Source organism: Betaproteobacteria bacterium (genome assembly GCA_016720065.1).
Classification (GTDB): domain Bacteria; phylum Pseudomonadota; class Gammaproteobacteria; order Burkholderiales; family Rhodocyclaceae; genus SSSZ01.
Genome location: JADJXY010000002.1, coordinates 2044912 through 2070696 on the forward strand (window position 1 = coordinate 2044912; position 25785 = coordinate 2070696).

Here is a 25785-nt window from a genome sequence, read left to right on the forward strand (position 1 = left end):
AACTGGGTGTAGGGAGTCGCGTTACCGCGCCGCAAGGCAAAGCCGCGCGAAGTGCCCCCCTGGGCTCATATGGCCCCCGGCAGGGGCCGGCCCTCGCCGCTTTCCGGCTTTCCGTCGCCGGATTTTCCGCGCAGCATCTGGTGCAGGAAGACCTTGCCCTTCCGGTCGAAGGGAAGGCGGCCGTGCCCGGTGATCACGGCGTCGCCTTTCATGCGGTAGTCAAAACTGCCGGCGTCGCCGCGCAGCGAACCCAGGCGGCGGAGAAAGTCGGCCACGTTGCCGCTGGCCTTGACTTCCACGGTGGTCTCGCCCCGGGCCACCAGGGTGACCGGCTTGTCGCTGACCGCATGGGCCAGGGGCTGGCCGGCGACCTCCACGTCGAACTCCAGGCGCTCCAGGGGAAGGTCCGTGTCGTTGGGGTTGCTCACCTTGAGTTTCAGGGTGAAGCGCTGCTCCCGCAGGCCGATGGCGTCGAGGCTGATGCCGGCCCACGCCACCGCGGGCGCCTTGGGCAGGGAGACGCAGGCCGCCAGCAGGAGCGCCGCGGCAAGGACGAGAGCCTTCACGCCCGGCCGCATTCGAGCACCCTCAGGAGCGAGGCGGTATCGTCGCGCCCCCAGCCCTGCGCCATGAGGGCGTTCAACTGCTGTCCCACGGCGGCGGCCAGCGGCATGGGCACGCCGGCCCGCCGGGCGGCTTCCAGGGCGATGCCAAAATCCTTGTGGTGCAGGCGGGCTTCGATGCCGGCGGCGAAATCCCGCCGCACCATGCGTTCGCCCATCACGTCGAGCACTCGGCTGCCCGCCGATCCCCCCGCCAGGGCCTGACGCACCCGGGCCGGGTCGGTCCCCGCCGCCGCGGCGAGATGCAGGGCTTCGGCGGCGGCCTCGATGGCGGCGACCATGATGATCTGGTTGCACACCTTGGCCACCTGGCCGGCGCCGCTGGGACCCACGTGCACGATGCGCCGGCCCAGGCAGGCGAGCAGGGGCCGCACCCGCTCCAGGGCCTCGGCCTCGCCGCCCGCCATGATGGCCAGACTGGCGTCGATGGCCCCCTGCACACCGCCGGACACCGGCGCGTCGAGAAAGGCCACTCCCCGCCCCGCCAGCCTTTCGGCCAGGCGGCGCGCCGTGTCGGGGGCGATGGTCGAACAATCCACCAGCACCGCTCCCGGCGCCAGCCCGGCCTCCAGCCCCTGTGGGCCGAGGACCAGGCCCTCCACGTCGGGCCCGGCGGTGACCATGGTAAAGACCACTTCGCTGCGCCGGCCCAGCTCCGCCGGGGTGGCGCAGAGGGAGGCACCCGCCGCCACCAGGTCCGCCGCGGATTCCGGCCGGCGAGCCCACAGGGCCAGATCGTGCCCGGCCCGCAGCAGATGCCCGGCCATGGGGGCGCCCATCACCCCCAGGCCGATGAAGCCGACCTTCATGCCTCCTGGCCCGACAGGCGTTCGAGGAGCTTCAGCACGGCGATGGAGTCTTCCTCCCCCAGGCCGGAGCCGACCATGGCGTTGAACATCTGGGCCGTGGCCGCCGCGCCGGGCAGGCAGAGACCCAGTTGGTGGGCGGTCTGCATGACGATGTTGAGATCCTTCTCGTGCATCCAGCTCTTGAAGCCCGGTTTGAAATTGCGATCGAGCATGCGCTGGCCGTGGTTTTCGAGAATCTTCGAATAGGCGAAGCCCCCCAGGAGCGCCTCCCGCACCCGGGCGCCATCGACGCCGTTCTTGGTGGCGAAGGCGAGGGCTTCCGCCACCGCCAGGACGCCCATGCCGGTAACGATCTGATTGGCGGCCTTGGCCACCTGTCCGGCGCCAGAGGCGCCCACATGGACGATGTTCTTGCCCAGGGCGGCGAAGGCCGGCTGGGCGGTGGCGAACCCCTGGGCGGAACCGCCGACCATGATGGACAGCGTACCGGCGATGGCCCCCACCTCGCCCCCGGATACCGGTGCGTCGAGGAAATCGACCCCCGCCGCCGCCAGCTGCTGGCCGATGTCCCGCGCCGCCGCCGGGGCGATGGTGCTCATGTCGACGGCCACCAGCCCGGCGCCAGCGCCTTGGGCGACGCCGGCTTCGCCCAGCATGACCTCGGCCACGTCGGGGGCGTCGGCCACCATGGAAATGAGCACTTCGCTGTCTCGAGCGACCTCCGCCGGACTGCCGGCTTCGGCGGCACCCGCGGCCAGCAGGGGCTGGCGCGATTCCGGGCGCCGCGCCCAGACGGTGACGGCATGGCCGGCCTTGACAAGATTGAGGGCCATGGGCCGCCCCATGATGCCCAGACCGATGAATCCGATACGCATGAGCCGCTCCATGAAAAGGCGCAGTTTAACCCGGCCTGTCGCCGGCCCAGATGTTGCGACAATGGGTCTCCCGGATGCGCCAGGCGCAAGCGGCGCCCATCCAGGCGCTGGCCGCCACCAGCAGCAGTCCCCAGCGGTAGTTGTCCGGGCTGTAGTGACGCACGCCGTCCACCAGGCTGCCCTGCCATTGCAAGTCCATCACCACGCCCACCGCGGGTTGCAGGAGGGCGGCGGCGAGAAAGCCGCCCATGTTGGCCACCGCGGTGGACATGCCGGAGAGCAGCGGCGGATTGACTTCCTTGGCGCAGGCCCAGATCAGGGTGAAGCTCGCCGTGGTCAGCCCCATGAGCACAAAGAGGCCGTAGCTGGCCCACAGGGGCAGGGGAATGTTGGACAGCCAGACCAGCCACGTGAGGCCGTGCAGATGGGTGGTGACCAGGGTCACCGGCTTGCGCTTGCCCAGGCGGTCCGAGAGGCTGCCGATGAAAAAGGCCCCCACGGCGAAGCTGGCGAAATAGAGCGACAGATGGGTCGAGGCCGCGGCCCGGGAGAGGCCGTGCACCTGGGTGAGGTAGGGCATGGCCCACAGGCCGCCGAAGGTGAAGAAACTGCCGCAGACGCCAGTCAGCACGAGGGCCGCCGGCCAGGTGTCCCGATTCCTCAGCACCGCCATGAGGGAAGCCAGGACCGCCGTGCGGTCGAAGCGGGGCCGCCCCGCCCCGCCCGCGGGGGCAGGGTCGCGCACCAGAAGCCAGCACGCCGCCCCCAGGACGAGGGAAAGCCCCCCCACGCCCACGAAAACGCTGCGCCAGCCGGTGGCCTGGGCCAGGGCGGAAAGGGGCGCCCCGGCCAGCACCGACCCCAGATTGCCTACCAGGAGCGCCGCCCCCACCACGGTGGCGAAGCGGTTTTCCTCGAAGGTCAGGGCGATGATCTTCAGCAGGGCGATGAAGGTCACCGACACCCCCAGGCCCACCAGGGTGCGTCCCGCCAGGGCCACTTCCAGCGTCGGCGCCAGGGCGAAGACCCCGCTGCCCACCCCGCCCACGATGCCGCCCAGCAGCAGGATGCGGCGCGGCCCCAGGGTATCGACCAGGATGCCGGTGGGAATCTGCATCAGCGTATAGACGTAGAAATAGGTCGCCGCCAGCACCCCCAGGGAGGCGGCCGTGGTGTGGAAGGCGGACGCCAGATCGGGCGCCACGCCGGCCGGGGCGAAGCGCTGGAAGAAGGACAGCACGTAGGCGGCGCAGACCACCGCCAGCACGGCCCAGCGGCGGGCGTGCAGGTCGCTCATGGCTTGCCGCGCAAGAGGGCAGTCAGCACCGGCGGCGTCACCAGGGTGGTGAGGATGACCATGATGACGATGACCGAGAACATGGCCTCGCTCATCACCCCGAGTTGCTTGCCCACCATGGCGAAGATGAGGCCCACCTCGCCCCGGGGCACCATGCCCCAGCCGACGACCCAGGGGTTATGCCCCTTCCCGGCCGCGAAGCCGGCGGCGATCTTGCCCACCACCGCCGCCACCGTGACGCCCAGGGCGACGAGCACCAGTTGCGGGTCGGCCATGGTTTTCAGATCCACCTGCATGCCGGTGAGGACGAAGAAAACCGGCACGAAGAAATAGCCGATCGGTTCGATCATGTGCTCGTGCTGGTGGCGGGTGTGCTTGCCCAGCACCGCCCTGATTTTTTCGATCAGGCCGTCCCGGATTTCGGGCGGCAGCAGGGGTTCGATCTCCTGCACCACCTTGGGGGTCTCGAATTCCTTGAGGAAGATCGGCTCGAAGAGCAGGCCGGCGGCGAAGGCACCGATGATGGGGGCAAGGCCGATGGCGTGGGCCAGCCAGGCCAGCAAGAGCCCGGTGGCCAGAACCTGGGCGAAGAGCATGGAATGGCCGCTGTCCAGCCGGGCCAGCCAGCGGGACGAATGGGGCGCGATGGCGCGGCCCACGACAATGGATCCGCCCAGGAAGAGCACCGCCTCGGCGATGATCCAGGCCACCTCGCCGACACTCACCGTCCCCGCCTGCACCAGACCGGACACCACCGCCAGGATGACCAGGCCCAGCACGTCGTCGATCACTGCCGCCCCCAGGACGATGCGCGCCTCGGCCATGCCCAGGCGCCCCAGGTCGCGGAAGACGCGGCCGGTAATGCCCACCGAAGTCGCCGCCAGGGTGGCACCGAGGAAGAGATAGGCATTGTCCGTCAGACCCGGCAACAGAAACGGCCCCACCCCCCAGGCGCCCAGGACGAAGGGCAAGGCGATGCCGACGCTGCCCACCAGGGCCGCCTGGCCGCCGACCTTGACCAGATCGCCCAGGCGGGTCTCCAGGCCGATCTGCAGGAGCAGGACGATGACCCCCAGTTCGGCCATGAAGGCGATGATGGGATCCTTGGCCAGCGCACCGAAATACTGGATGCCGATCAGTGAAAGGTTGCCCAGCACCACCCCCAGCAGCAGTTCTCCGAGGACGGCGGGAAAGCCCAGGCGCTGGGCCAGGGGCGCGAAAAGGCGGGCCGCCATGAGGATGAGGGCCAGCCAGAGCAGGTTTTCGCCCACCACGCCGGAGCCGGCGGCGAAGGCCGGCGCGGCGGCGGCCAGGATGCCCCCGGCGATGAGGGCGCGACGAAGGCTTGCGGCGCGAGGGCTGGCGTACCCCAGGCGAGTCATGCTCAGGGCGTCGCGGGAGCGGCCGCCGCCGGGGGCTGGGCGGTGCCCGGCTGGCGATGGGGAAGCTCGGGGTGCCAGCCCAGGATCGCCGCCATGACGGCGAAGCCGACCAAGTAGGCCACGGCCACATGCCAGCCATGGCGCAGCCAGAGCCCCACCGACTTGGCCTCCGGATACATATTGGACAGGGCGACGCCAGCGGAAGAGCCGAACCAGATCATCGATCCGCCGAAACCCACCGCGTAGGCAAGGAAGCCCCAGTCGTAGCCGCCCTGCTTCAAAGCCAGCGCGGTGAGGGGAATGTTGTCGAACACGGCGGAGACGAAGCCCAGGCTGAAGGCGGAGAGCAAGGAGGCGGCAGGCAGTTCCTCCACCGGCATCATCGAGGCGCACAGCACCAGGGAGAGAAGGAAAATCGTTCCCAGGGCGGTTTCCGGCAGCACTTCCCAGTCCGGCCGGCGCACCGCTACGGTGAGCAGGATGGCCGCCCAGACGGCGACGCCGATGAAAGGGAAGTGGTCGGCCAGATGGTTGAAGCGCAGATTGACCACCACATTGGTGGCGATGGCGAAGACCAGGATCAGGCCGACGATACCCACCCGCAGCCAATCAATGCGGGTGTGGGCGTGGCCGCCCTTGAGGATGGGCGAATGGGCATGCTGCTGCTTGGCCCCCACCACGCCGACGATGATCAGCGCCACGGCCGACGCGACGATGGCTTCGAAGACCTGCACCGGACTCACCCCGGCGATCCACATCATGGTCGTCGTGGTGTCCCCCACCACCGACCAGGCGCCGCCGGCGTTGGAGGCGGCGACGATGGCCGCCAGATAGCCGATATGCACCTTGGCCCGGAACAACTGGTGCGCCATGGCGCCGCCGATGAGCGCCGCGGCGATGTTGTCGAGGAAGGCCGACATGATCCAGACCATGACCAGGAGAAGGAAGCCGCCCTTCCAGTCATCGGGCAGGAAACGGGGCAGGACGACGGGGATGTGGCTCTTTTCGAAGTGCCGCGCCAGAAGGGCGAAGCCCATGAGGAGGCAGAACAGATTGGTGAGAATCACCCACTCATGCCCCAGATGGGCCAGCCAGCCGGAAATGCCAACGCCGGTCTTGAAGCCGGTCAACGCGATCTTGTAGAGGGAAATGGCGGCGAGGCCGGAAAGCGCCACCGCCAGCGTGTGGCCGTGGAAGAGCGCCACCCCCAGAAGGGTGAGGGCGAAAAGGATGAATTCGACGGGGATACCCGCCACGGCAGGTCCGCCCGCCGCGAAAGCCGGCAGGGCAAGGCCGCTGGCAACGACGAAGAAAGCAAGACGAAGGGTGGGCATGGGTGCATCCCGGGGGAAAAGACCGGCCGATTCTAGCATCGGCGCCCCGGGTGCCCTGCTGTGGAAAACCCTTAGCGCTCACCGCCGCAGAAGCAGATTACCTTGCGACAGGGCCTTGAAATGGTTACATTGGTACAACCATGATTATCGTGCTCGACACTTCCGTCCTGGTAGCGGCCATGCGCTCCCAGCAGGGCGCCAGTCATCATCTGCTGCGCAGCCTGCCCTCACCGCAGTACACACCAGCCCTTTCGGTCGCGCTGTACATGGAGTGGCAGGCCGTTCTGAGCCGCCCGGAGAATCGCCCCCCGGGCGTGGATGCGAACCAGATGCTGGCATTTTTGCGCTACCTGGCTTCGCTCTGTCGGCTTCAGGATATTTACTACCTCTGGCGCCCCTTTCTGCGCGATCCCAACGACGACATGGTCCTCGAATGCGCGGTCGCCTCGGGCAGTCGCCATATCGTCACCCACAACGTCAAGGATTTTCAGCGAGCGCTGGAACTTGGCGTCCGCCCGGTGACCCCCGGAGATTTCCTGCACCAACTGGAGAACCCACGATGACCGCACTGACCATCCGCCTGCCCGATTCCGTCCATCGCAAGATCAAGGAACTCGCCGCCCAGGACGGCGTGTCCGTCAACCAGTTCATCGCCAGCGCCGCCGCCGAAAAGATGGCCAGCATGCTGACCCTGGCCTACCTGCGCGCCGAAGCCGAACTGGGACGCCGTGAGGATTATCTGGCCGTTCTCGACAAGGTTCCCGATATCGCCCCTGCCGCAGGCGACGAGCGCGACTGATTCGGTGGCATAGGCCCGGGAGCTTCACACCAGCCGATCGGCCAATGCGCCCTCCAGTTCCATGCGCCCGGCAGGACTGGCCATGGCGATGAGCACGTAGCCCGGCTTGATCAGGTAATCCTTGTCCGGATTGAAGTGCCATTGGCCGTTGCGTTCCCGGATGGCGATCAGGACGTAGTCGGCGCTGCGCAGGCGGATATCCCCCAGGGGCTTGGGGATGAACGCGGCGGGCACGGGGATTTCCTCCACCCGCAGATTCTTTTCCGACTTCAGCATCTCGTCGAGGAAGGACACCACATGGGGCCGGATCATGGCCGAGGCGATGCGCATGCCGCCGGTGAAGTTGGGGGAGACGATTTCGTCGGCGCCGGCCTTCCTCATCTTTTCGATATTGCGCACTTCCTGGCAGCGGGCAACGACGCGCACCTCGGGCTTCAATTGCTTGGCGGTGATGACGATCATCAGGTTGCGCGAATCGTCACCGGTGACGGCGAAGACGCCTTTGGCGTGTTCCAGGTTGGCGCGCAGCAGGATTTCATCGTCGCTGGCGTCGCCATGCAGGTAGAGCAGGCCGGGAAAGCGCTCCTTATATTCCAGCAGGCGGTTGATGTCCTCGTCGATGGCGACGAAATGGCGGTTGGTCGCCTCCAGTTCCCCCGCCACGTTGCGGCCGACCCGCCCGAAGCCGCACAGGAGATAGTGGCCCTTGAGGCTGCGGATGACTTTTTCCATGCGTTTCCTTTGCAGATTGCCGTTGAGGTCGGTTTCGAGCAGGGCCACCGTGACGATGGAAAACAGCATCGACAGATTGCCCGCCCCGAGAATGCCCAGGGCCACGGTCAGCCCCCGCGCGGTGGGATTGTTCGACATGTCGATGATTTCCCCGAAGCCGATGGTGGCCACGGTGATGAAGGTCATGTAGAAGCAGTCGAACCAGGAATAGCGTCCCTCGGTCAGCCAGTGGTAGCCCGCCGTCCCCAGGACGTGAACGGCCACCAGCCCCACCAGGGCGTAATGCATCAGGCGGACGATGTAGCTCGCGTGGGTACGGGCCGAAGCGGTCTGCAAGCCGGCCACCGGCTACTCCTGCACGGGAAGCGCGCGGGTGGTGAGGATGACCGCCTTGCCGGAATCCATATTGGCGTGCAGTCCCTCCACCAGGGGCGGGTTGATGGCGCCCTCGGATTCCCAGCGGATGAGGAAATTGGCGCCGGAGCCGCCCGATTCATCGTGCAGTTCGACAAAGAGTTCCAGGGTGCCGAAGGGCGGCACCACGGTGGGAGCGCCGAGGTAATCGCGCAGAAAACGGCCGTGGGTGTCGTAATAGCGGGCCGCCAGCACCTTCATGGGCTGGCGGGGATCGGTATTGCGGATGCTGACCAGGGCGGAAAGCAAGACGCGCGACGGGGTGCCGCTGCGCCCGACGTTGCCGTAGAGCAGGTGGGAATAGATGGGCAGATAGAGCGATTGGCCCCGCGACGCCGGGCGGGTCTCCTGGGCCCAGGCGCCCGCCGCGCCCAGCCACAGGGCCAGGACGAACAGTATGGATCTCATGGTGTCTCCCTTCGCGCGCTCTGCGGCGCAGGGAGCAGATGATAACGGGCTGGAGGCCGCCCGGGTTGGCCTGGATCAAGGAACCCGCAGCCGCGCGGGAGAGGCGGCGCCCCGGCACCGGGCGGAATGCGTGCCGGCCGGCCAGTCCCCTGCCGACGCGTTACCGACCAGCGCGTTTCCCGCTACCAGTCCGCGTCTTCGCAGGGCATCATGGGGTGCCCGCGCAGGACGGGCTCCATGAACATCATCCCGATCGAGGGCTCGCCGATGCCCGCCTCGTCGTAGATGCGGCGGAAAATGTCGTCCGCCCGCTCGGCCTCGACCAGGACGATGAGCACGTCCTTTTCGTCGAACAGCATCTGGTGGCTGCGGACCCGGCGGCTGCCCACGCCCCGGGCATGGTGGTGGGACACGGAGAGCACCCCGGGAAGTTCCGCCAGGGCCGCCACCAGGGGCTTGCCGCCGCCGGAACGCAGAATGGCGGTGATCAGCTTCTTCTCGATGCCGCGGCCGATGTGGGCCAGAACGCTCATCGCTCGCGGGGCTCCACATGCAGGCCGAAGCGGGCGGCGATTTCCCGCGGGACGTGGGTCGCCATCTTCTCCAGGGGCGTCATCCACAGGATGCCCATGCCCGGCGTGTCCATCTTGGCGCTGACGAAGATGCGTTCGAACACCGCGTCGGCCTGATCCGCAGGCACCACGATGTAGATGACTTCCTTGTCCGCATTGACCGTCAGCCCCAGGAGCCCCAGGCGCTTCTGCCGCACCCCGGTGCCGTGGGCGTGGAAGATGGTGGCCCCCTGGGCGCCCGCTTCCTGGGCCGCCTGCACCACGGCATCCGCCGCGCCGCGCTGCACCACGGCCGTGATGAGCACGACGTCCACCAGGACGATGATGTCGCTCATGCCTTCCTCCTTGTCGTCTGCTTGCGGCGGCCCGGCGCGTACTGGGCCCACAGGCCCACCGCCAGCACGCTCAGAATCGGCCCCACCGAGCACAGGGCCAGGATGCCAAAGCCCTCCGCCGCACCCACCGCCGCCCCGAGGCCGACCCCGAGGGCGAGCAGCAGCGGCACCGTCACCGGGCCGGTGGTCACCCCGGCGCTGTCCCAGGCCAGGTTCACGTACTCTTCCCGGGCGACGAGGGTCAGCACCAGGGCAAGGCCATAGGCGACGCCGAGAAGCGTGGCCAGGGACAGGTCGAACAGAATGCGCGCCACGCCGGCCGCCGCGCCCAGGCCTACGCCGAGGGCCACGGCCCGGATGAGCAGGCGCTTCTTGAAGGCGCCATCGGAAATGTTTTCCACCGTGATGCCCATGGCGTTGAGGGCCGGTTCGGCCACCGTGGCGCCGTAGCCGACGCAGAAGGCAAAAATCAGGGTCAGCCCGAGACCCAGGGCACGGGGATAGAGGGGCGGCGCGCCGCTTTCGCGGTGAGGCGAGAAGGCCCAGGGCACGTTGAGCCCGGCCTGGTTGCCCAGTTCCACCAGGCCGGCGGTGAGCCCCAGGTTGAAGGCCGCCATGCCCAGCAGGGCGGTCGCCACGCCGTAGAGAAAGACGTCGGCCCTTTCCAGCCGCCGCTTGAGGACAAAACGCTGGGTCAGCACCAGCAGCACGACCAGGGGCAGGATGGCACGCAGGGCGCCGCTCAGTTCGGCCAGGGGCGTTTCCCGGTACCAGGGCAGGTCGGCCGCCGCCACCGGCGCCTGCGGCGGCAGATCGCCTCCGAAGATCGCCACGGCCAGGACCGCCGCCACCGGGAAGAGCGAGGCCAGGGTGACGATGCCGAAGCCGGCCAGGGGGTTGTCGCCCCGGCCGGCGGAGGCGGAAACGCCGATGCCCACCGCCAGCACCAGGGGCACGGTGACCGGCCCGGTGGTGATGCCGCCGCAGTCCCAGGCCAGGCCGATCACCCGGTCCAGCCCTGGCTGGCTGGCCGCGTAAGCGGTGAGCCCGAGGCAGAGCGGGACGATGGCCAGGATGAGGGCCTTGAGCCGCCAGCCGAAGAGAAAGCGCAAAAGGCCGACGACCACGGCGACCCCCACCCCGGCGGCCACCGCCAGGACCAGTTCATCCACCCGCGGCCCCAGCAGGGCCTTGAGCAGCGCCGCCCGCTGGGCCGAAACCCCCTCACCCGCCGCTTGCAGGGCGCCGATGGCCGGCTCGGCGAAGGTGGCGGCGACCCCGAGGATGCCGCCAAAGGCCAGGATGGTCAGCACCCCCACCCGCCCGGGCAGCAGGTAACCGATGTTTTCGGCAAAGGGCATGAGACCGTGCTTGACCCCTTCCATGAAGAGCATCAGCCCCAGGATGACCGCCGCGATCCCCAGGGCGATCAGCTCGGCGTCTCCGGGAAAGGAGCGCAAGGCCAGGGCCTGGAAGGCCACCAGCAGCAGGGCAAGGGGCACCACGGCCCGGATCTGCTCGAAGAATCGGACCGAGACGTAGGGCGTCAGCAGGCGGTGGAGGTCGATGGCGCGCAGGCGGCTCTGGGGCGGCGCCGCCTCGCGCTCGAAGGCAACGACGTCGTTGTAGCTGATCTGGCGGTGATGGCGACGGATGGCGCCAAGAAACTGGCCGTAGCGGAGGGTTTTCTGGGGCATGGGAGCGGCAGGGCGGAACGCCCGGATTCTGCCACAGGCCGCGGCGCTGCGTGCTCCGCCAGGGTGTGCTGCACTCCTGCTATCGTGGCTGCACAAAAAAAGACCGGCCGGGATGGGATCCGGCCGGTGAACCCCGGCGGGCGCCGGGGGGAGGAGACATCGGGGTAGGGGCTCGCACCGCCGTCGCCGGGCCGGCTGCCGGGGGCCTCTAGCCTGCGCGAACGCAGAGGCTGGAGGCGGGTCGGCCGGCCGGGCGACGGGGAGCGAACCTGGGGGTCAGCCCGCCTTGCCGTTGCGCACGCTGGCGGCGTGGACCGGGCCGGAGGCCTTGCGCAGGACCGGGGAAGCGCCGTGACCAGTCCAGGCCAGTCCGCCGGCCAGGGGGACGCCGGCGTTGCGCAGGGTGGCTTCGTAGCTGCCGCTGTCGCGGGTGGAGTGGATGCGGGGCTCGCCGGCAAAGGCGGGGGCGGCAACGAGAAGGGCTGCGAGGGAGATGAGTGACTTGTTCATGATTGCGAACTCCTTTCGTATCAACGAAGATGAACTGCTTTCCTTGGACCGACCTGGAGGCTGGAGGGCTTTCCCGGCGGTCAGTGGGGCCAGAATATCGACTCTGCTGCATCGCAACAAACGATCATTTCTAAGCCGACACCTGAGAAAAACTCATCCATGCCGCCCCGCCTGCCCCCCCTCAATGCCCTGCGCGCCTTCGAGGCGGCCGCACGGCTGTTGAGCTTCAAGGACGCAGCGACGGAGCTTTCGGTGACCCCCACGGCGGTCAGCCACCAGATCAAGCTCCTGGAGGAATTTCTCGACCTGCGCCTCTTTCACCGCCGCACCCGCTCCCTGGAACTGACCCCCGAAGGGGTGGCCATGCTTCCCAAGATTCAAGAGGGCTTCGCCAGCCTCGCCGCCGCCGTGGAGGCCGGCCGGCGCACCGAGAGCGGCGGTGTGGTCACCGTCTGCGCCCCTCCGTCCTTCGCCGCCCGCTGGCTGGTGCCGCGCCTGGCGGGCTTCAATCGCGCCCACCCGGATATCGATCTGCGCCTGTCGAGCAATACCGCCACCATCGACAGCCGCGACCGCGATGCCCCCGGCGATCTGCGCCCGGCCGCCAGCGAGGCCCCCTACGACCTGACCATCCGCTTCGGCCGGGGCCGCTACACGGGCCAGACGACCGACCTGCTCTTCACGCCGGCCTACGTCCCCGTCTGCAGCCCTGCCCTGCTGGAGGGCGAGCGCCCTCTGCGGGAGCCGGCGGACCTGGCCTGGCACGTCCTGATCCACGATTCGACGGTACCCGAACTGGAGGAACGCCCCGGTTGGGCTCAATGGCTCGAACTCGCCGAGGTGGGCGGTCTGGAGTTGCAGGTGCGCGGCGTCCATTTCGAGGATGGCGCCCTGGCCCTGGCTTCCGCCGTGGCCGGCCACGGCGTGGCTCTGGCCGCCCGCCCCATGGTGAGCGCCGACGTGGCCGGGGGTCGCCTGGTGATCCCCTTCGACCTCTCCATCCCGTCCCGCTACGCCTATTACGTCGCCACCCCGGCGGCCACCACGGAGCGGCCCACGGTGCAGGCCCTCAAGGCCTGGCTGGTGCGGGAAGCCGCCCGGGAGCGTGCTGCGGGCTGGAACCGTGCCGCCCGGGGCGGCCGCAAACCCTCGGCGGCGACGCCATGAGCGAAGCAGCTCGCTGCCCCTCGTGCCGCCAGCCCATGCTGGCCAGGCGCTTTCCCCGCCACAACCATGGCGAGGTGGAACTCGACTTCTGCTTCCCCTGCCAGGGCATCTGGTTCGACGAGATGGAGAGCGTGCAAATCGCTCCCGGCGGCGTCATCGACCTTTTCAGGCTCATTCACGAGCAGCGGGACGCCCCCTGTCAGCCCCTGGCCGATCCCCTGACCTGCCCGCGTTGCCGCGACCGCCTCCTGCAGGGCCTCGACGTCGCCCGCCGCGGGGGGCGCTTCAATTACCACCGCTGCCTGCAAAAGCACGGCCGCTTCGTCACCTTCGCCCAATTCATGACCGAGAAGGGCTTCGTGCGCCAGTTGAATCCCGTCGAGGTCAAGGAACTCGCCGCCCGCATCGGCACGGTGCGCTGCACGGGCTGCGGCGCACCGGTGGACATTCGCCTCGACGCGGCCTGCGGCCACTGCCGCGCCCCCATCGCCATCCTCGACCCCCAGGCGGTGGAGGACGCCCTGGCCCGCTACCAGAATGCCGAGGTCCGGCGCAGCGCGCCCCCGGACGTGGAGCGCATGGCCGACGCCCTGCTGGCGCAGGAAAAAGAGCGCTCGCGGCGCCAGCGGGAAAAGCGCAGCGAGACGCCCCTCGATCTGGACGTCGCCGACCTCCTCATGTCCGGAGCGGAACTGGTCTGGAGTCTGCTCCGCAAGTAGGAGGAAGCGGGGCGGGTCGCGGGGCTTGGTCTCTCAGGGCTACTCTGAATCCCGGCCTTCCCGGTCGGGCCGCTTTCTGAACCCATGGGGTCCATCGCAACTGCTCGGTCTGGCCACTTTTCTGAACCCATGGGGTCCATCGCAACTGCTCGGTCTGGCCACTTTTCTGAACCCATGGGGTCCATCACAACTGCTCGGTCTGGCCACTTTTCTGAACCCATGGTTTCCGCGCTGGAGGCGCGGGCGTACTTTCTTTTTGGTGGCAAAAAGAAAGTAGCCAAAGAAAAAGCCACCCCTGGGTCGGAGCCCCGCGTTGCGGGGTCCCCTGCGCTACTCGGGGGCTTGGGCGGCTCGCTAAACTCGCCCCCGATGGGGGCTCAGACAACGCGAGCCGACTTCCCCCAAGCCCCCTGCGTTGCTCGGCTCCTCTCAAGGGGCCCAGAAGCGGCCGGGCTGAAAGGCCGTACCCCTTCAAGCCCATCGTCCGCACGGGATCAGCCAAAGCAGCCGACCACGGCCCAAAGTCCGGACGCCCTTCCCCCCATGGAAGACGCTGAGCAACGCAGGGCTTCCGGGGGCCTTCGGGTCGCGTTGTATGAGCCCCCGCAGGGGGCGAGTTTAGCGACCCGCCCGGATGCCCGAGTAGCGCAAGGGACCGGGCAACGCCCGGCGTCGACCCTGGGGTCGCCTTCTCTTTGGTGACTTTCTCTTGGCGAAGCAAGAGAAAGTCACACGCCCTCAAGGCGGAACTCTGAGGTTCAGCAATCCCAAATGCTTCCGGAGAAGCAAGGCCATTCGGTGCCTCCCCGGCCTGACCGCTTTTCTGAACCCATGGTTTCCGCGCCTGATGCGCGGGCGTACTTTCTTTTTGGTGGCAAAAAGAAAGTAGCCAAAGAAAAAGCCACCCCTGGGTCGGAGCCCCGCGTTGCGGGGTCCCCTGCGCTACTCGGGGGCTTGGGCGGCTCGCTAAACTCGCCCCCGATGGGGGCTCAGACAACGCGAGCCGACTTCCCCCAAGCCCCCTGCGTTGCTCGGCTCCTCTCAAGGGGCCCAGAAGCGGCCGGGCTGAAAGGCCGTACCCCTTCAAGCCCATCGTCCGCACGGGATCAGCCAAAGCAGCCGACCACGGCCCAAAGTCCGGACGCCTCTCCCCCCATGGAAGACGCTGAGCAACGCAGGGCTTCCGGGGGCCTTCGGGTCGCGTTGTCTGAGCCCCCGCAGGGGGCGAGTTTAGCGACCCGCCCGGATGCCCGAGTAGCGCAAGGGACCGGGCAACGCCCGGCGTCGACCCTGGGGTCGCCTTCTCTTTGGTGACTTTCTCTTGGCGAGACAAGAGAAAGTCACACGCCCTCAGGGCGGAACCCCAGGGTTCAGCAATCCCAAATGCTTCCGGAGAAGCACGGCCATTCGGTGCCTCCCCGGCCTGACCATTTTTCTGAACCCATGGTTTCCGCGCCTGATGCGCCGGCAATCACACCTCAGCCCGCTGCGGCGAATCGATGACGAGGGTCACCGGCCCATCATTCACCAGACTCACCGCCATGTCGGCCCCGAATACCCCGGTGGGCACCGGCCTCCCCAGGGCCGCGGCGAGTTTTTCCACGAAGCGCTCGAACAGCGGCTGCGACACGGCCCCCGGCGCCGCCCGGCTCCAGGAGGGGCGATTGCCCTTGTGGACCGAGGCGTAGAGCGTGAATTGGGAGACGGCCAGAATCTCGCCGCCGACCTCCTGCACGCTGCGGTTCATGACCCCCTCGGCATCGGCGAAGATGCGCGTGCGCACGATCTTGCCCGCCATCCAGTCCAGGTCGGCATCCGTATCCGCCGCCTCGAAGCCTGCCAGAACCAGGAGCCCCGGCCCGATGGCGCCGGTCACTTCCCCCGCCACCTCGACCCGTGCTTCGCGCACCCGCTGGAGCACGACTCTCACGGCCGCTCCCCGGCTTCATCCTGCCGCGCTGCCTGCAACTTGCGATACAGCGTGCGCAGGCTGACCCCCAGGCCGGCCGCCAGGGCGGCCATGTCCACGGAATGGTGCCCGACCGCCCAGCGCAGGTAGGCGGCTTCCACTTCGGCCAGGGGGCGCAGGCCGTCTACGCGGAATTCGCTGGCCGGGGGCGCCGCGGTAGCGGGGGCCACGCTTTCGTCCGCGGCGTCGGCCAGTACAGCGGCTTCGATGACTTCGCCATCCACCAACAGGGTTGCCCGCTCGATCAGGTTGCGCAGCTCGCGGATGTTGCCCACGTAGGAGCGGCGTGCCAGCCACTCCAGGGCCTGGGGTGAGAAACGGCGGCCCGGGCGACGGTCGACGCGCTCCAGCAGCGAGTGGGCGAGGAGGGGGATATCTTCGGCCCGCTCGTGTAGGGCGGGGGTGCGGATGGGAAAGACATTCACCCGGTAGTAGAGGTCCTGGCGGAACGCGCCCTGCCGCACCATGGCGGCCAGATCCCGGTGGGTGGCGGCCACCAGCCGGAAATCGGCGCGCAGGGCGTCCAGCCCGCCCACGCGCCGGTAGGTGCCGGTTTCCAGCAGGCGCAGGAGCCTGACCTGGAGCGCGAGGGGCAACTCGCCCACTTCGTCCAGGAACAGGCTGCCGCCGCTGGCCGCTTCGACCAGGCCCTGCTTGCGGTGGGCGGCACCGGTGAAAGCGCCTTTCTCGTAGCCGAAGAGCTCGCTTTCGAACAGGGTTTCGGTGAGGCCGGCGCAGTCGACGGGGACGAAGGGCCCCTTGGCGCGGGGACTGGCTTCGTGGATGGCCCGCGCCACCAGTTCCTTGCCCGTCCCTGTTTCGCCCAGGAGGAGCACGGCAGCGTTGGCGCCGGCCACCCGCAGCACCCGCTCCAGCATGCGCTGGAAGGCCGGCGCCCGGCCCACCAGACCCTGGGCGGCCGGCCGGGTGCTGGCCTGGCGCACGAGGCGCAGGGTTTCGACGAAATAGACCACCTTGCCCTCGGCGTTGCGCACGGGGTCGGTCTCCACATCGACGTGTTCCTCGCCCCGGGGCGTGTGGTGCAGGTGCAGCACCCGCTGGGGGGTGCCGGTTTCCAGACTGAGCTTCAGGGGGCAGGACTCCCCGGCCTGGTCGCAGGGGACGGAAAAATGGTGGGAGACTTCGTAGCAGGTACGGCCGCGGATCGGCTGCCCCCCGCCGAATTCCCGCGCGTAGGCCCGGTTGGCGCCGACGATGCGGTAGTCGGCATCCATGACGATGCGCGGCTCGGGCAGGTCTTCGAGGCGGGCGAGGAGGTCGGTGAGCGTGGGGGCGGCCATGGGTGCATTGTCATTCCTGGCAGGTCAACACGTCAATAATGGCACGCCGTTCGGCGCAGCGGCCACCCCGGGGCCGCACGATGCGCTCTACCCCCCTGAACCAGAAGGGAAACTCGGCGCCAAGCCCGCTGGCACGGGATTTGTATATAGCCCTGCGGAAGCGTGCTGCTTGCGTGGGGCCTCCGAATCATCCCGCCTTTCGGGCCCCCACCGACCGGTGCTCCGCCGCGCCGGGAGATGCCCCGACAGAGCCTCCCGCCCGCGCCCCCTCGCCTCGTGCGAATCGCGGTACTGCGCGGCGCCCCCGGGGCGGCCCGCTTCCACCTTGCCAAGACCATGCCCACCATGCCCGCCCCTTCCCCTTCCAGCCCCCCCGGCGCCGCGGCGCAGGCGGCGGTGCCGCCCCTGCTGCGCCAGTTCGCGGATCGGCGAAGCGGAACCCTGTCCTACCTCGTCGCCTGCCCGGTGCGGCGGGTGGCCCTGCTGCTGGACCCGGTGGCCGCCGACGCGCCCCTCTACCTGGGGGTGGCCGAAGAAGCGGGCTGGCGTATCGAAGCCGTGCTGGAAACCCACCGCCATTCCGACCACGCCAGCGCCGCCGCCCTGCTGCGCGAGGCCACCGGAGCCCTGATTCTGGCGGGCCGGGATTCCGGCCTCGCCGCCGACCGCTTGCTCGACGATGGCGAGGCGCTGACCCTGGGTTTCCTGAGGCCCCGGGTGGCGCACACTCCCGGCCATACCCGCGGCTGCCTCAGCCTGGCCCTGGGCGAACGCTGGTTCACCGGCGACTGCCTGACCCTGGGCGACGGCGGGCCAACCGACGAGCCGGACAGCGACCCGGCCACCCTTTACGACACGGTGCGCCGCGTCTTCGTGCCCCTTCCCGACGAAACCCTGCTCTACCCCGGCCACCTGCGCGGCCCGCGCCGGGTCGGCTGCATCGGCGAGGAACGGGGGCGCAACCCGCTCTTTTCCGGCCTGAGCCGCGACGAGTTCGTGGCCCGGCGCCGGGCCGGACGCCTTTTGCCGGACGACCCCGGCGCCGCACCATCTCTGCGCTTCCCCCTTTCCCTTTCCCCGAGGACCGATCCGTGACCGACTCCAGCGACTCCACCCTGGCCGCGCCGCCCCCCGCCACCGTTTCCCTCTACGAGAAACACAAGAAGATCTACGCCCGCCGCGTGCGGGGCGGCTTCGACAACGGGCGCATCGCCCTGGTCGTCCTCACCCAGGCCATTTTCTATGGCGGCCTGTGGCTCCCGTGGAACGACCGCCAGGCCCTGCTCTTCCATCTGGTGGAGCGCAAGTTCTATCTCTTCGGCCTCATCCTCTGGCCCCAGGACGTCATCTACCTGGCCATCCTGCTCATCATCTCGGCCTACGGGCTGTTCCTGGTCACCGCCATCGCAGGCCGGCTGTTCTGCGGTTACGCCTGCCCCCAGACGGTCTACACCGAGGTTTTCATGTGGATCGAAAACTGGATCGAGGGGGAGCGCAACGCCCGCATGAAACTCGACCGGGAGCCCTGGACCCCGGCCAAGCTGCGCAAAAAGGTCGCCAAGCACGCCCTGTGGGCCATCCTCGCCCTGTGGACCGGCTTCACCCTGGTGGGCTATTTCACCCCGGTGCACGAGCTGTGGTCCTCGCTGTGGAGCGCCTCCCTGGGCCCCTGGGAAAGCTTCTGGATCTTCTTCTACGCCGGCTTCACCTACCTGATGGCCGGCAGCCTGCGGGAGCAGGTGTGCAAGTACATGTGCCCCTACGCCCGCTTCCAGAGCGTGATGTTCGACCCCGACACCCTCATCGTCACCTACGACCCCGAACGCGGCGAACCGCGGGGCACGCGCAAGAAGGGCGTGGATCCCCTTGCCGCCGGCCTGGGGGACTGCGTCGACTGCGGCGTCTGCGTCCAGGTCTGCCCCACCGGCATCGACATCCGCAAGGGACTCCAGTACGAGTGCATCGGCTGCGCCGCCTGCGTGGACGGCTGCGACCAGATCATGGACAAGCTGGGCGCGCCGCGGGGCCTCATCCGCTATTCGACCGAAAACGCCATGCAGCAGCATCTGGGGCGGCGGGAAATCATCGCCCACATCCTGCGCCCCCGCATCCTGCTCTACACGGCCATCCTGATCCTCATCACCGGCGCCGCCATCTGGTTCCTGGCCCACCGCCTGCCCCTCAAGTGGACGTCATCCGCGACCGCGCCACCCTGACCCGGGAAGCCGACGACGGCACGATCGAAAACGTCTTCACCCTGCACTTCATGAACACCGAGGAACGGGCCCGCCGCTACCGCGTCTCCGTGAGCGGCCTGGAAGGCATCCACCTCGCCGGTCCGGCGGAAGTCGATCTGGCGCCCAGCTCGGCCCTGGCCATCACCGCCCAGGTGCGCACCCCGCCGCAATCAGGCCAACCGGGCGCCAACCCCATCCGCTTCGACATCGCAGCCAGCGACGATGCGGCCGTGCGGCTGAGCGAGAAGGCGTCGTTCATGTTGCCGCGGTGAAAAGGCCACTGCACCCCGGAAGGCACGACGCACCCGGTTCGCCAGCCCTACTTGCGCCGCCATGCCTGCGAGGGGCTTAGCGGGCCATCTCGATGAGTTCGATATCCTTGCGGAGGAGGTCGTTGACCAGCACCGAGAGGTCCACGCCCTTCGCATTGGCGAGGGCGGCAAGGCGCAACTGCACCTGATCGTCGAGATAAACCGGAAGGTTCACCTTGGCCCCGGGACGGAAGAACTTCCCGCGCGCGCCTCCCGAAAAGTTAATTTCATCCGGCATATCGTCGTCGCACTGTGTCTGGCTCATGATGTCACCTATCGGGGTTCATTCTCGTACTGATCACGTTCGCGGCGCGTTGCTTCCCGTGCGGAGACAAGGCGTACCTGGGCACTGTCCGGACCCGAAGGCTGAAAGGTATGCGACACAGCGAGCAACTTGCCGCCACCGGCCCTCCCCAGGGTGGAACCAGCGTTCCTCGCCTTCACCGTGCGCCTCGTCGAATACCGTGAGCGCCAGCGGATCCAGCAATATGGAAGCCGCCTCGGCAAAAGTCACACCATGCTTGGCGATATTCGATTGCGCCTTCGCAGCATCCCACGTCACGTCCAGATCGGCAATGCTCACGCTGCCCCTCTCATCGGCCTCACAGCCCCCCATCCCCTGGCTCACCCCGCAACCCTCTGCCATCGGGCGTCTGGCAAGACTTCGACTCGGTCGAAGCAAGCAAACCCGCATGCCTGGCGGGGAAGTCCCACACCCAAATTGTCATGCGGCAGACCAGGCGCCAATCCAGCGCGGACTCGCAGCCCTGAACCGCAAAGCCGTCCGCCTTGACCGCCTTGGGCAGGGTATAAAGCTCCGCTGCCGGAGTCAATGCCATCGCCGGCCAGACCAGGCCCACCGGGCGCCAACCCCATCCGCTTCGACATCGCAGCCAGCGACGATGCGGCCGTGCGGCTGAGCGAGAAGGCGTCGTTCATGTTGCCGCGCTGAGGCGGCGCCGGCCATGGGCCCCGGCCCTCCGGCCGCGGCCTTCGCGGTTAGAATCCAGGGCATCTCGCCAGCCATGCCGCCATGCAAAACCCCCTCTGCCACAGTCCCATCGCCCATAGCGGCTCCCCGGTCGCCGAAAGCCGCACCCGGCGGGTGCTCCTGCTTACCGCCGCGACCATGGTGCTGGAGATCGCCATGGGCTGGTGGTCGGGCTCCATGGCCCTGCTGGCCGACGGCTGGCACATGGGTTCCCACGTCCTCGCCCTGGGGCTCTCCTGGGGCGCCTATGTCCTGGCCCGCCGCCATGCGGGCGATGGTCGCTTCGCCTTCGGCACCTGGAAGATCGAGGTGCTGGGGGGCTACACCAGCGCCCTCCTCCTGCTCGCCATCGCCGCCCTGATGGCGGTGGAATCGGTGGCGCGACTGCTTGCGCCCGTGGCCGTGGCCTACGACCAGGCCCTGGCGGTGGCGGCACTGGGCCTGGGGGTCAATCTGCTCTCCGCCTGGTGGCTGCATGCACCGGACCACGACGTTCGCGCGCAGGGCCACGCCCATGGCCACGCGCATGACCATGACCATGACCATGACCACAGCCGCGGCCACGGCCACCCCCATGACCTCAACCTGCGGGCCGCCTACCTGCACGTGCTGACCGACGCTGCCACCTCGGTGCTGGCCATCGTCGCCCTGCTTTCGGGGAAGTTCCTCGCCCTGGGCTGGATGGACCCGGCCATCGGTCTGGCCGGCGCGGTCGTCGTCGCCCTGTGGGCGCTGGGCCTGGTACGCGACACGGCCGCCGCGCTTCTCGACGCCTCGCCTTCCGCCAGCCTGGTCGAGGCGGTGCGCGGCACCGTCGCCGCCCATGCTCCGTCCCTGAGAATCGCCGACCTCCACGTGTGGCGCGTCGGCATCGGCCGCCATGCCTGCATCGTCGCCCTGCAGGGGGTTGGGGAACACGACCTTCGCGGCCTGCGGCGCGCTCTGGAAGGGATAGAGGGCATCATTCACCTGACGCTGGAAAGCCGCCCCGACCGGGAGCCTACTTGAAGATTCCTTTCGGCCCCAATCGAAGGCCTCCCTGCACGACCGCTCAGCCCGGAATCATGGGCCCGAAAAAGCGCAGCACTTCCTCCGCCACCGCCTGCGGTGCCTCTTCCGGCAAAAAGTGGCCGCAGGGCAGGCCCCTGCCGGTGACGTCCACCGCCTTTTCCCGCCACAGGGCAAGGACGTCGTAATTGCGGCCGACGAAGCCCTTGGCCCCCCACAGCACCAGCAGCGGGCAGGCGACGCGCTGCCCGGCGTCGGCGGCGTCGTGGATCAGGTCGATGCCGGCGGCGGCGCGGTAGTCGTCGCAACTGGCGCGGATCGCCTCCGGGTCGGAAAAGCAGCGCACATAGTCGGCCACCACCGCCGGGTCGAAGGCCGCCTCGTTGCCCTGGCTCCAGCGGGAAAGGCAGCCCTTGAGCCAGGCGGCGGGGTCCGGGGCGATCATGCGCTCCGGCAGCGGCGCCTCCTGGATGAGGAAAAACCAGTGGAAATAAGCCGTCGCCAGGGCCTTGTCGGTGAGGGCGAAGGTCGTCGCGGTGGGCACGATGTCCATGACCGAGGCGGCCAGGACGCGCTCCGGAAAATCGAGGCACAGGCGGTGGGCCACCCGGGCCCCACGGTCGTGGCCGGCCAGGTGGAAGCGGGGGTAGCCGAGGACATCCATCAACTGCACCATGTCCCGGGCCATGGCGCGCTTGGACTGATTGGCGCAATCCGGCTCGGAAGGTGGTTTGCCGGAATCACCGTAGCCCCGCAGATCCGGCATGACCAGAGAAAAATGCGCCTCCAGGCGCGGGGCCAGCCTGTGCCACAGGAGGTGGGTCTCGGGATAGCCGTGCAGGAGCAGCAGGGGCGGCCGGCCCTCGTTGCGGCAGACGCGCACCCGCAGGAAAGTTTGCGCGACCTGCACGGTACGCAGTTCGTAACGGGCATCGAACATGGCGCCCTCCGTAAAATAAGCGTGATGATAAACGCCCGGCGTCAAACCCCGCGGGCGGCCTCCCAGCACAGCAGGGCCTGCTTGCGCGGCAGCCCCCAGCGATAGCCGCCCAGTTCCCCGGTCTCGCGGATGACGCGATGACAGGGAATGAGCACCGCCACCGGATTCTGCCCCACTGCCCGCCCCACCGCCCGGGCGGCCCCCGGCCGGCCCAGGGCCTGCGCCAAGCCCCCGTAGCTCGCCAGCGCCCCGGGAGGCAGCGCGATCAAGGCCTTCCAGACGGCGATCTGGAAGGGCGTGCCCGCCACCCGCAGGGGCAGCGCAGGCCCCTGCCCCGCGGCGCCGGAAACGGCCTGCCCGACCGAATCGACCAGCGCCCGGGACGCCGGCCGCAAGGTAGCCCGGGGCCAGCGCCGGGCAAGTCCCTCCAGCACCTCGCCCTGATCGCCGTCGGCGAGGAATTCGAGGCAGCACAGTCCCCGCGCAGTGATCCCCACCAGGGCCGGGCCGAAGGGCGTGGCCGCGACGCCATGCTCCAGGGTCAAACCGGCGCCGCCCGCGCGGACCTCGCCGGGGCTCATCGCTTCCAGGCTGACGCAGTGATCGTGCAGGCGGGACGGACCGCTCAGGCCCACCGCGGCGGCCACGTCCAGAAGGGGCGCGACTCCCGCAGCAGCGCCTTGGCGCGTTCCACCGTGAGCACCTGGAGGAAGCGCTTGGGCGTCGTCCCCACCCAGCGGGAAAACAGGCGCTGGAAGTGCCAGGGGCTGAGGTGGACGTGGGCCGCGACGGCCTCGAGTCCAGGTTGCTCCGCGACGTGCTGCGCAATGAAGGCGATGGCCCGGGCCATGCGGGCGTAGTCGCGGCCGGAATCCTGCGGCGGCGCGCCCGGGGGCGAAGGTACGGCGGGGAGTGCCATGGCATGCAAGCCGTTAAACGAGACGAAGCCATGGTGGCACCGCCACCCGCCCGCGTCGACCCGAATCTTGCGCTGTATCTCCGACTCAGGCAGGGGCACGGCAGGCGTCTTCAGGAGCGCCTCGCTGGCGGCGCCAGCGCCCCACCGGTGAAGGAAAGAACGCCGCTCTATGCCCTTTGTCATATTGACACGGGAATAGCCGCCTGAGAAACTCCAATAAAAATCATCAACATGTCACAGGCCCTGGCGCGTGCGCCGGGCCTTGTCTTTCTTGGGGAATCGCATGTCGGGGGACAGTGGCGAGCTCGGTCGGGAGGAACTCGCATGGCTTCTTGCCAGCCTGTGCGGCCTGTATCGCGTGCCTTTCGACGCAGCCCTGCTGCAGAGCGCCCATCCGCCGCCCCTGACCCGCGCCACGCTGCACGAAGCGGCCCGGGCCCTGGGTTTCCGCACGGGGCTCGTCCCCAGCGCCGGCCTGGACTGGCAGCGCCTGCCCCTGCCGGCCCTGGCCTTCCTGGCGCCGGGCGCCGCGGGCGAAGGCGGCCGGGAGGCGCCGACGGCGAGGCCCGTGCCCATCCTCATCCTCAAGACCGACGGCGCCAGGCTCCTGTTTCTGCGCTTCGGCCAGGGCAGCCCGGAAACCCTGCCGGTGGCGGAAGTGGCCCACCGGGGCGAGGCGGAACTCGTCGTCTTTGCCCGGGAAGCGCCGGCCGACGGCCCCGTGCCGGGCTTTGCCGCCCAGCGGCCGGGATTCGGCTTCGGCTGGTTCGTCCCGCAACTCCTGAAGCACAAGGCCCTGTGGCGCGACGTGCTGCTGGCCAGCCTGGCCCTCCAGCTCGTGGGCCTGACCACGCCCCTGTTTACCCAGGTCATCATCGACAAGGTGGTGGTGCACCAGACGCGCAGCACCCTCCTGGTGCTGGGCGTCGCCCTCGTCCTGTTCATGCTCTTCACCGCCGGCATGACCTGGCTGCGCCAATACCTGGTGCTGCACACCGGCAACCGCATCGACGCCGTGCTGGGCAGCCAGGTCTTCCGCCACCTGCTGCGTCTGCCGCTGCCCTATTTCGAGCAGCGCCCCACCGGCACCCTGGTGGCGCGCCTGCACGGCGTGGAGACCCTGCGCGAATTCGTTTCCGGCGCCGCCGTCACCCTCGTCCTCGACCTGCCCTTCCTCATCGTCTTCCTGGCGGTGATGTTCGCCTATTCCTGGCAGCTCAGCCTCATCGCCGTCGGCCTCCTGGGCACGGTGGCCGTGATCAGTTTTCTGGTGGCGCCGCTCTTCCGCCAGCGCCTCGATCGCCAGTTCATGCTCGGCGCCCGCAACCAGGCCTATCTCACCGAATACGTCTGCGGCATCGCCACCGTCAAGGCCCTGCAAATGGAGCCGGATGTGGATAAGAAATACGGCGACTTCCTCGCCCAGTACCTGGCCGCCGGGTTCTCCACCAAGCAGGTGGGCAACACCTACAACGTCGTCGCCAACGGGCTGGAACAGATGATGACCCTCGCCATCCTCATCGTCGGCGCCCTGCTGGTCATGGAGAACACGGGCTTCACCGTCGGCATGCTGGTGGCCTTTCAGATGTTCGCCGGACGCATGAGCCAGCCGCTGCTGCGCCTGGTGGGCCTGTGGCAGGAATTCCAGCAGGCCAATATCGCCGTGCAGCGCCTGGGGGACATTCTCGACATGCCCCAGGAACCCCACGCCCTGGCGCCCAGCCGGGAAGGCACCGGCGAGGGCCGTCTCACCCTGCACGACCTGGCTTTCCGCTATTCCGATCACCACCCCTGGCTGTACACCCGCCTGGGCATCGCCTTCAAGCCCGGCCACCTGACCGTGCTCATGGGCCCCAGCGGCTGCGGCAAGAGCACCCTGGCCAAGCTCATCCTGGGCTTCTACCAGCCCCAGGAAGGGCATATCGCCCTGGACGGCAAGGACATCCGCCACCTGGCCGCCAACGAACTGCGCCAGACCTTCGGCGTGGTCCCCCAGGAAACCGTGCTCTTTTCCGGCACCCTCTACGACAACCTGGTCATGGCCCATCCCTACGCCAGCTTCGAGGACGTCATCCGCGCCTGCAAGGCGGCCGAGATCCACGAGGTGATCGAGAAGCTGCCCCAGGGCTACCAGACCGAAATCGGCGAGCGCGGCACCGGCCTCTCCGGCGGCCAGAGGCAGCGCATCGCCATCGCCCGGGCCCTCCTGAAGCGGCCCAGAATCCTGATCTTCGACGAAGCCGTCTCGAACCTGGATCAACAGACGGCGGAGCACTTCGCCCGCACGGTGAACAAGCTCAAGGGCCAGGTGACCATGATTTTCATCACCCACCAGATTCCGCGGGGTCTGCTGGTGGATGAGGTGGTGGATCTGGGGGAGGAAACGGGGCGGCCGGTGGGGGTATTGGAGGGGAAGGTCGAGCAGTGACGACGTGG

23 protein-coding genes and 3 pseudogenes are annotated in these 25785 nt (G+C 68.6%); 8 read left to right on the forward strand and 18 right to left on the reverse strand.

Annotation, left to right across the window (positions count from 1 at the left end; all coding sequences use genetic code 11):
• Positions 1-65: 65 nt before the first annotated feature.
• From IPM73_12795 to IPM73_12820, 6 genes are read right to left on the reverse strand one after another with little or no spacing between them, the layout of a single operon-like run.
• Positions 66-566: an LEA type 2 family protein gene (locus tag IPM73_12795; GenBank protein ID MBK8918888.1), complete on the reverse strand. Its 501-nt coding sequence runs from the start codon at positions 564-566 to the stop codon at positions 66-68.
• Entirely contained in the window at positions 563-1432 is an 870-nt protein-coding gene (locus tag IPM73_12800; protein MBK8918889.1) for an NAD(P)-dependent oxidoreductase, read from the reverse strand. Before IPM73_12800 ends, IPM73_12795 begins: the two co-directional genes overlap by 4 nt.
• Positions 1429-2307 (reverse strand): NAD-binding protein, encoded by an 879-nt coding sequence (locus tag IPM73_12805; GenBank protein ID MBK8918890.1) that lies wholly within the window; start codon positions 2305-2307, stop codon positions 1429-1431. The genes IPM73_12800 and IPM73_12805 overlap by 4 nt, the downstream gene beginning before the upstream one ends.
• A 25-nt stretch (positions 2308-2332) precedes the next feature.
• Positions 2333-3604, reverse strand: coding sequence for an MFS transporter (locus IPM73_12810; GenBank protein ID MBK8918891.1), 1272 nt, complete (start codon positions 3602-3604; stop codon positions 2333-2335).
• Positions 3601-4986 carry a cation:proton antiporter gene (locus IPM73_12815; GenBank protein MBK8918892.1) on the reverse strand — a complete coding sequence of 462 codons (1386 nt, stop codon included), beginning with the start codon at positions 4984-4986 and terminating at the stop codon, positions 3601-3603. Before IPM73_12815 ends, IPM73_12810 begins: the two co-directional genes overlap by 4 nt.
• A 2-nt stretch (positions 4987-4988) precedes the next feature.
• Positions 4989-6233 carry a citrate transporter gene (locus IPM73_12820; GenBank protein ID MBK8918893.1) on the reverse strand — a complete coding sequence of 415 codons (1245 nt, stop codon included), beginning with the start codon at positions 6231-6233 and terminating at the stop codon, positions 4989-4991.
• Between the two features lie 227 nt (positions 6234-6460).
• On the opposite strand from IPM73_12820, the gene IPM73_12825 reads away from it, so the two are divergent.
• Together IPM73_12825 and IPM73_12830 are read left to right on the forward strand one after the other, a co-directional pair.
• Positions 6461-6883, forward strand: coding sequence for a putative toxin-antitoxin system toxin component, PIN family (locus IPM73_12825; GenBank protein ID MBK8918894.1), 423 nt, complete (start codon positions 6461-6463; stop codon positions 6881-6883).
• Positions 6880-7119, forward strand: coding sequence for a toxin-antitoxin system HicB family antitoxin (locus tag IPM73_12830; GenBank protein ID MBK8918895.1), 240 nt, complete (start codon positions 6880-6882; stop codon positions 7117-7119). The genes IPM73_12825 and IPM73_12830 overlap by 4 nt, the downstream gene beginning before the upstream one ends.
• A 24-nt stretch (positions 7120-7143) precedes the next feature.
• Here IPM73_12830 and IPM73_12835 read toward each other — a convergent pair whose 3' ends face one another.
• The 6 genes from IPM73_12835 to IPM73_12860 form a co-directional block, all read right to left on the reverse strand.
• Positions 7144-8139, reverse strand: coding sequence for an NAD-binding protein (locus tag IPM73_12835; GenBank protein ID MBK8918896.1), 996 nt, complete (start codon positions 8137-8139; stop codon positions 7144-7146).
• Between the two features lie 60 nt (positions 8140-8199).
• Positions 8200-8673 (reverse strand): DUF3124 domain-containing protein, encoded by a 474-nt coding sequence (locus IPM73_12840; GenBank protein MBK8918897.1) that lies wholly within the window; start codon positions 8671-8673, stop codon positions 8200-8202.
• 182 nt (positions 8674-8855) lie between these two features.
• The gene (locus IPM73_12845) at positions 8856-9206 is read right to left on the reverse strand and encodes a hypothetical protein (GenBank protein ID MBK8918898.1); all 351 of its coding nucleotides are present in this window, start codon (positions 9204-9206) and stop codon (positions 8856-8858) included.
• Positions 9203-9580 carry a P-II family nitrogen regulator gene (locus IPM73_12850; protein MBK8918899.1) on the reverse strand — a complete coding sequence of 126 codons (378 nt, stop codon included), beginning with the start codon at positions 9578-9580 and terminating at the stop codon, positions 9203-9205. The genes IPM73_12845 and IPM73_12850 overlap by 4 nt, the downstream gene beginning before the upstream one ends.
• Entirely contained in the window at positions 9577-11277 is a 1701-nt protein-coding gene (locus IPM73_12855) for a DUF1538 family protein (GenBank protein ID MBK8918900.1), read from the reverse strand. The genes IPM73_12850 and IPM73_12855 overlap by 4 nt, the downstream gene beginning before the upstream one ends.
• A 276-nt stretch (positions 11278-11553) precedes the next feature.
• The gene (locus tag IPM73_12860) at positions 11554-11787 is read right to left on the reverse strand and encodes a hypothetical protein (protein MBK8918901.1); all 234 of its coding nucleotides are present in this window, start codon (positions 11785-11787) and stop codon (positions 11554-11556) included.
• Positions 11788-11946: 159 nt separating this feature from the next.
• Between IPM73_12860 and gcvA the strand changes: the two genes are divergently transcribed.
• Positions 11947-12954 (forward strand): transcriptional regulator GcvA, encoded by a 1008-nt coding sequence (gene gcvA, locus IPM73_12865; GenBank protein MBK8918902.1) that lies wholly within the window; start codon positions 11947-11949, stop codon positions 12952-12954.
• Positions 12951-13673: a zf-TFIIB domain-containing protein gene (locus IPM73_12870; protein MBK8918903.1), complete on the forward strand. Its 723-nt coding sequence runs from the start codon at positions 12951-12953 to the stop codon at positions 13671-13673. Before gcvA ends, IPM73_12870 begins: the two co-directional genes overlap by 4 nt.
• A 1471-nt stretch (positions 13674-15144) precedes the next feature.
• Here the strand turns inward: IPM73_12870 and IPM73_12875 are convergent.
• Both IPM73_12875 and IPM73_12880 read right to left on the reverse strand, forming a co-directional pair.
• On the reverse strand, positions 15145-15603 hold the full coding sequence (locus tag IPM73_12875; protein MBK8918904.1) for a D-tyrosyl-tRNA(Tyr) deacylase: 459 nt from the start codon (positions 15601-15603) through the stop codon (positions 15145-15147).
• A complete protein-coding gene (locus tag IPM73_12880) occupies positions 15600-16943 on the reverse strand; it encodes a sigma 54-interacting transcriptional regulator (GenBank protein MBK8918905.1) in 1344 nt (447 codons plus the stop codon). The genes IPM73_12875 and IPM73_12880 overlap by 4 nt, the downstream gene beginning before the upstream one ends.
• A gap of 276 nt (positions 16944-17219) precedes the next feature.
• Between IPM73_12880 and IPM73_12885 the strand changes: the two genes are divergently transcribed.
• Together IPM73_12885 and ccoG are read left to right on the forward strand one after the other, a co-directional pair.
• Positions 17220-18038 carry an MBL fold metallo-hydrolase gene (locus IPM73_12885; GenBank protein MBK8918906.1) on the forward strand — a complete coding sequence of 273 codons (819 nt, stop codon included), beginning with the start codon at positions 17220-17222 and terminating at the stop codon, positions 18036-18038.
• Positions 18035-19452: pseudogene (ccoG, locus tag IPM73_12890) on the forward strand (cytochrome c oxidase accessory protein CcoG). Before IPM73_12885 ends, ccoG begins: the two are co-directional and overlap by 4 nt.
• Positions 19453-19528: 76 nt before the next feature.
• Here ccoG and IPM73_12895 read toward each other — a convergent pair.
• Both IPM73_12895 and IPM73_12900 read right to left on the reverse strand, forming a co-directional pair.
• Positions 19529-19729 (reverse strand): hypothetical protein, encoded by a 201-nt coding sequence (locus IPM73_12895; GenBank protein MBK8918907.1) that lies wholly within the window; start codon positions 19727-19729, stop codon positions 19529-19531.
• Positions 19730-19764: 35 nt separating this feature from the next.
• A pseudogene (locus IPM73_12900) lies at positions 19765-20107 on the reverse strand (BrnT family toxin).
• 417 nt (positions 20108-20524) lie between these two features.
• Between IPM73_12900 and dmeF the strand changes: the two are divergent.
• The gene (gene dmeF / locus IPM73_12905; GenBank protein ID MBK8918908.1) at positions 20525-21490 is read left to right on the forward strand and encodes a CDF family Co(II)/Ni(II) efflux transporter DmeF; all 966 of its coding nucleotides are present in this window, start codon (positions 20525-20527) and stop codon (positions 21488-21490) included.
• 43 nt (positions 21491-21533) lie between these two features.
• On the opposite strand, the gene IPM73_12910 is transcribed toward dmeF, so the two are convergent.
• Positions 21534-22430: an alpha/beta hydrolase gene (locus IPM73_12910; protein ID MBK8918909.1), complete on the reverse strand. Its 897-nt coding sequence runs from the start codon at positions 22428-22430 to the stop codon at positions 21534-21536.
• 41 nt (positions 22431-22471) lie between these two features.
• Positions 22472-23349 (reverse strand): annotated as a pseudogene (locus IPM73_12915) (methylated-DNA--[protein]-cysteine S-methyltransferase).
• Between the two features lie 283 nt (positions 23350-23632).
• Between IPM73_12915 and IPM73_12920 the strand changes: the two are divergent.
• A complete protein-coding gene (locus IPM73_12920) occupies positions 23633-25777 on the forward strand; it encodes a peptidase domain-containing ABC transporter (GenBank protein MBK8918910.1) in 2145 nt (714 codons plus the stop codon).
• The last annotated feature ends 8 nt before the right edge of the window (positions 25778-25785 follow it).

Bases quoted from the DNA above. Each gene is read 5' to 3' on its own strand.
- IPM73_12860 (MBK8918901.1), bottom strand. From the start codon at position 11,787: ATGAACAAGTCACTCATCTCCCTCGCAGCCCTTCTCGTTGCCGCCCCC.
- IPM73_12850 (MBK8918899.1), bottom strand. From the start codon at position 9,580: ATGAGCGACATCATCGTCCTGGTGGACGTCGTGCTCATCACGGCCGTG.
- IPM73_12880 (MBK8918905.1), bottom strand. From the start codon at position 16,943: ATGGCCGCCCCCACGCTCACCGACCTCCTCGCCCGCCTCGAAGACCTG.
- IPM73_12805 (MBK8918890.1), bottom strand. From the start codon at position 2,307: ATGCGTATCGGATTCATCGGTCTGGGCATCATGGGGCGGCCCATGGCC.
- dmeF (MBK8918908.1), top strand. From the start codon at position 20,525: ATGCAAAACCCCCTCTGCCACAGTCCCATCGCCCATAGCGGCTCCCCG.
- IPM73_12825 (MBK8918894.1), top strand. From the start codon at position 6,461: ATGATTATCGTGCTCGACACTTCCGTCCTGGTAGCGGCCATGCGCTCC.
- IPM73_12830 (MBK8918895.1), top strand. From the start codon at position 6,880: ATGACCGCACTGACCATCCGCCTGCCCGATTCCGTCCATCGCAAGATC.
- IPM73_12800 (MBK8918889.1), bottom strand. From the start codon at position 1,432: ATGAAGGTCGGCTTCATCGGCCTGGGGGTGATGGGCGCCCCCATGGCC.
- IPM73_12855 (MBK8918900.1), bottom strand. From the start codon at position 11,277: ATGCCCCAGAAAACCCTCCGCTACGGCCAGTTTCTTGGCGCCATCCGT.
- IPM73_12845 (MBK8918898.1), bottom strand. From the start codon at position 9,206: ATGAGCGTTCTGGCCCACATCGGCCGCGGCATCGAGAAGAAGCTGATC.
- gcvA (MBK8918902.1), top strand. From the start codon at position 11,947: ATGCCGCCCCGCCTGCCCCCCCTCAATGCCCTGCGCGCCTTCGAGGCG.
- IPM73_12870 (MBK8918903.1), top strand. From the start codon at position 12,951: ATGAGCGAAGCAGCTCGCTGCCCCTCGTGCCGCCAGCCCATGCTGGCC.
- IPM73_12840 (MBK8918897.1), bottom strand. From the start codon at position 8,673: ATGAGATCCATACTGTTCGTCCTGGCCCTGTGGCTGGGCGCGGCGGGC.
- IPM73_12835 (MBK8918896.1), bottom strand. From the start codon at position 8,139: ATGCATTACGCCCTGGTGGGGCTGGTGGCCGTTCACGTCCTGGGGACG.
- IPM73_12815 (MBK8918892.1), bottom strand. From the start codon at position 4,986: ATGACTCGCCTGGGGTACGCCAGCCCTCGCGCCGCAAGCCTTCGTCGC.
- IPM73_12810 (MBK8918891.1), bottom strand. From the start codon at position 3,604: ATGAGCGACCTGCACGCCCGCCGCTGGGCCGTGCTGGCGGTGGTCTGC.
- IPM73_12920 (MBK8918910.1), top strand. From the start codon at position 23,633: ATGTCGGGGGACAGTGGCGAGCTCGGTCGGGAGGAACTCGCATGGCTT.
- IPM73_12895 (MBK8918907.1), bottom strand. From the start codon at position 19,729: ATGCCGGATGAAATTAACTTTTCGGGAGGCGCGCGCGGGAAGTTCTTC.
- IPM73_12910 (MBK8918909.1), bottom strand. From the start codon at position 22,430: ATGTTCGATGCCCGTTACGAACTGCGTACCGTGCAGGTCGCGCAAACT.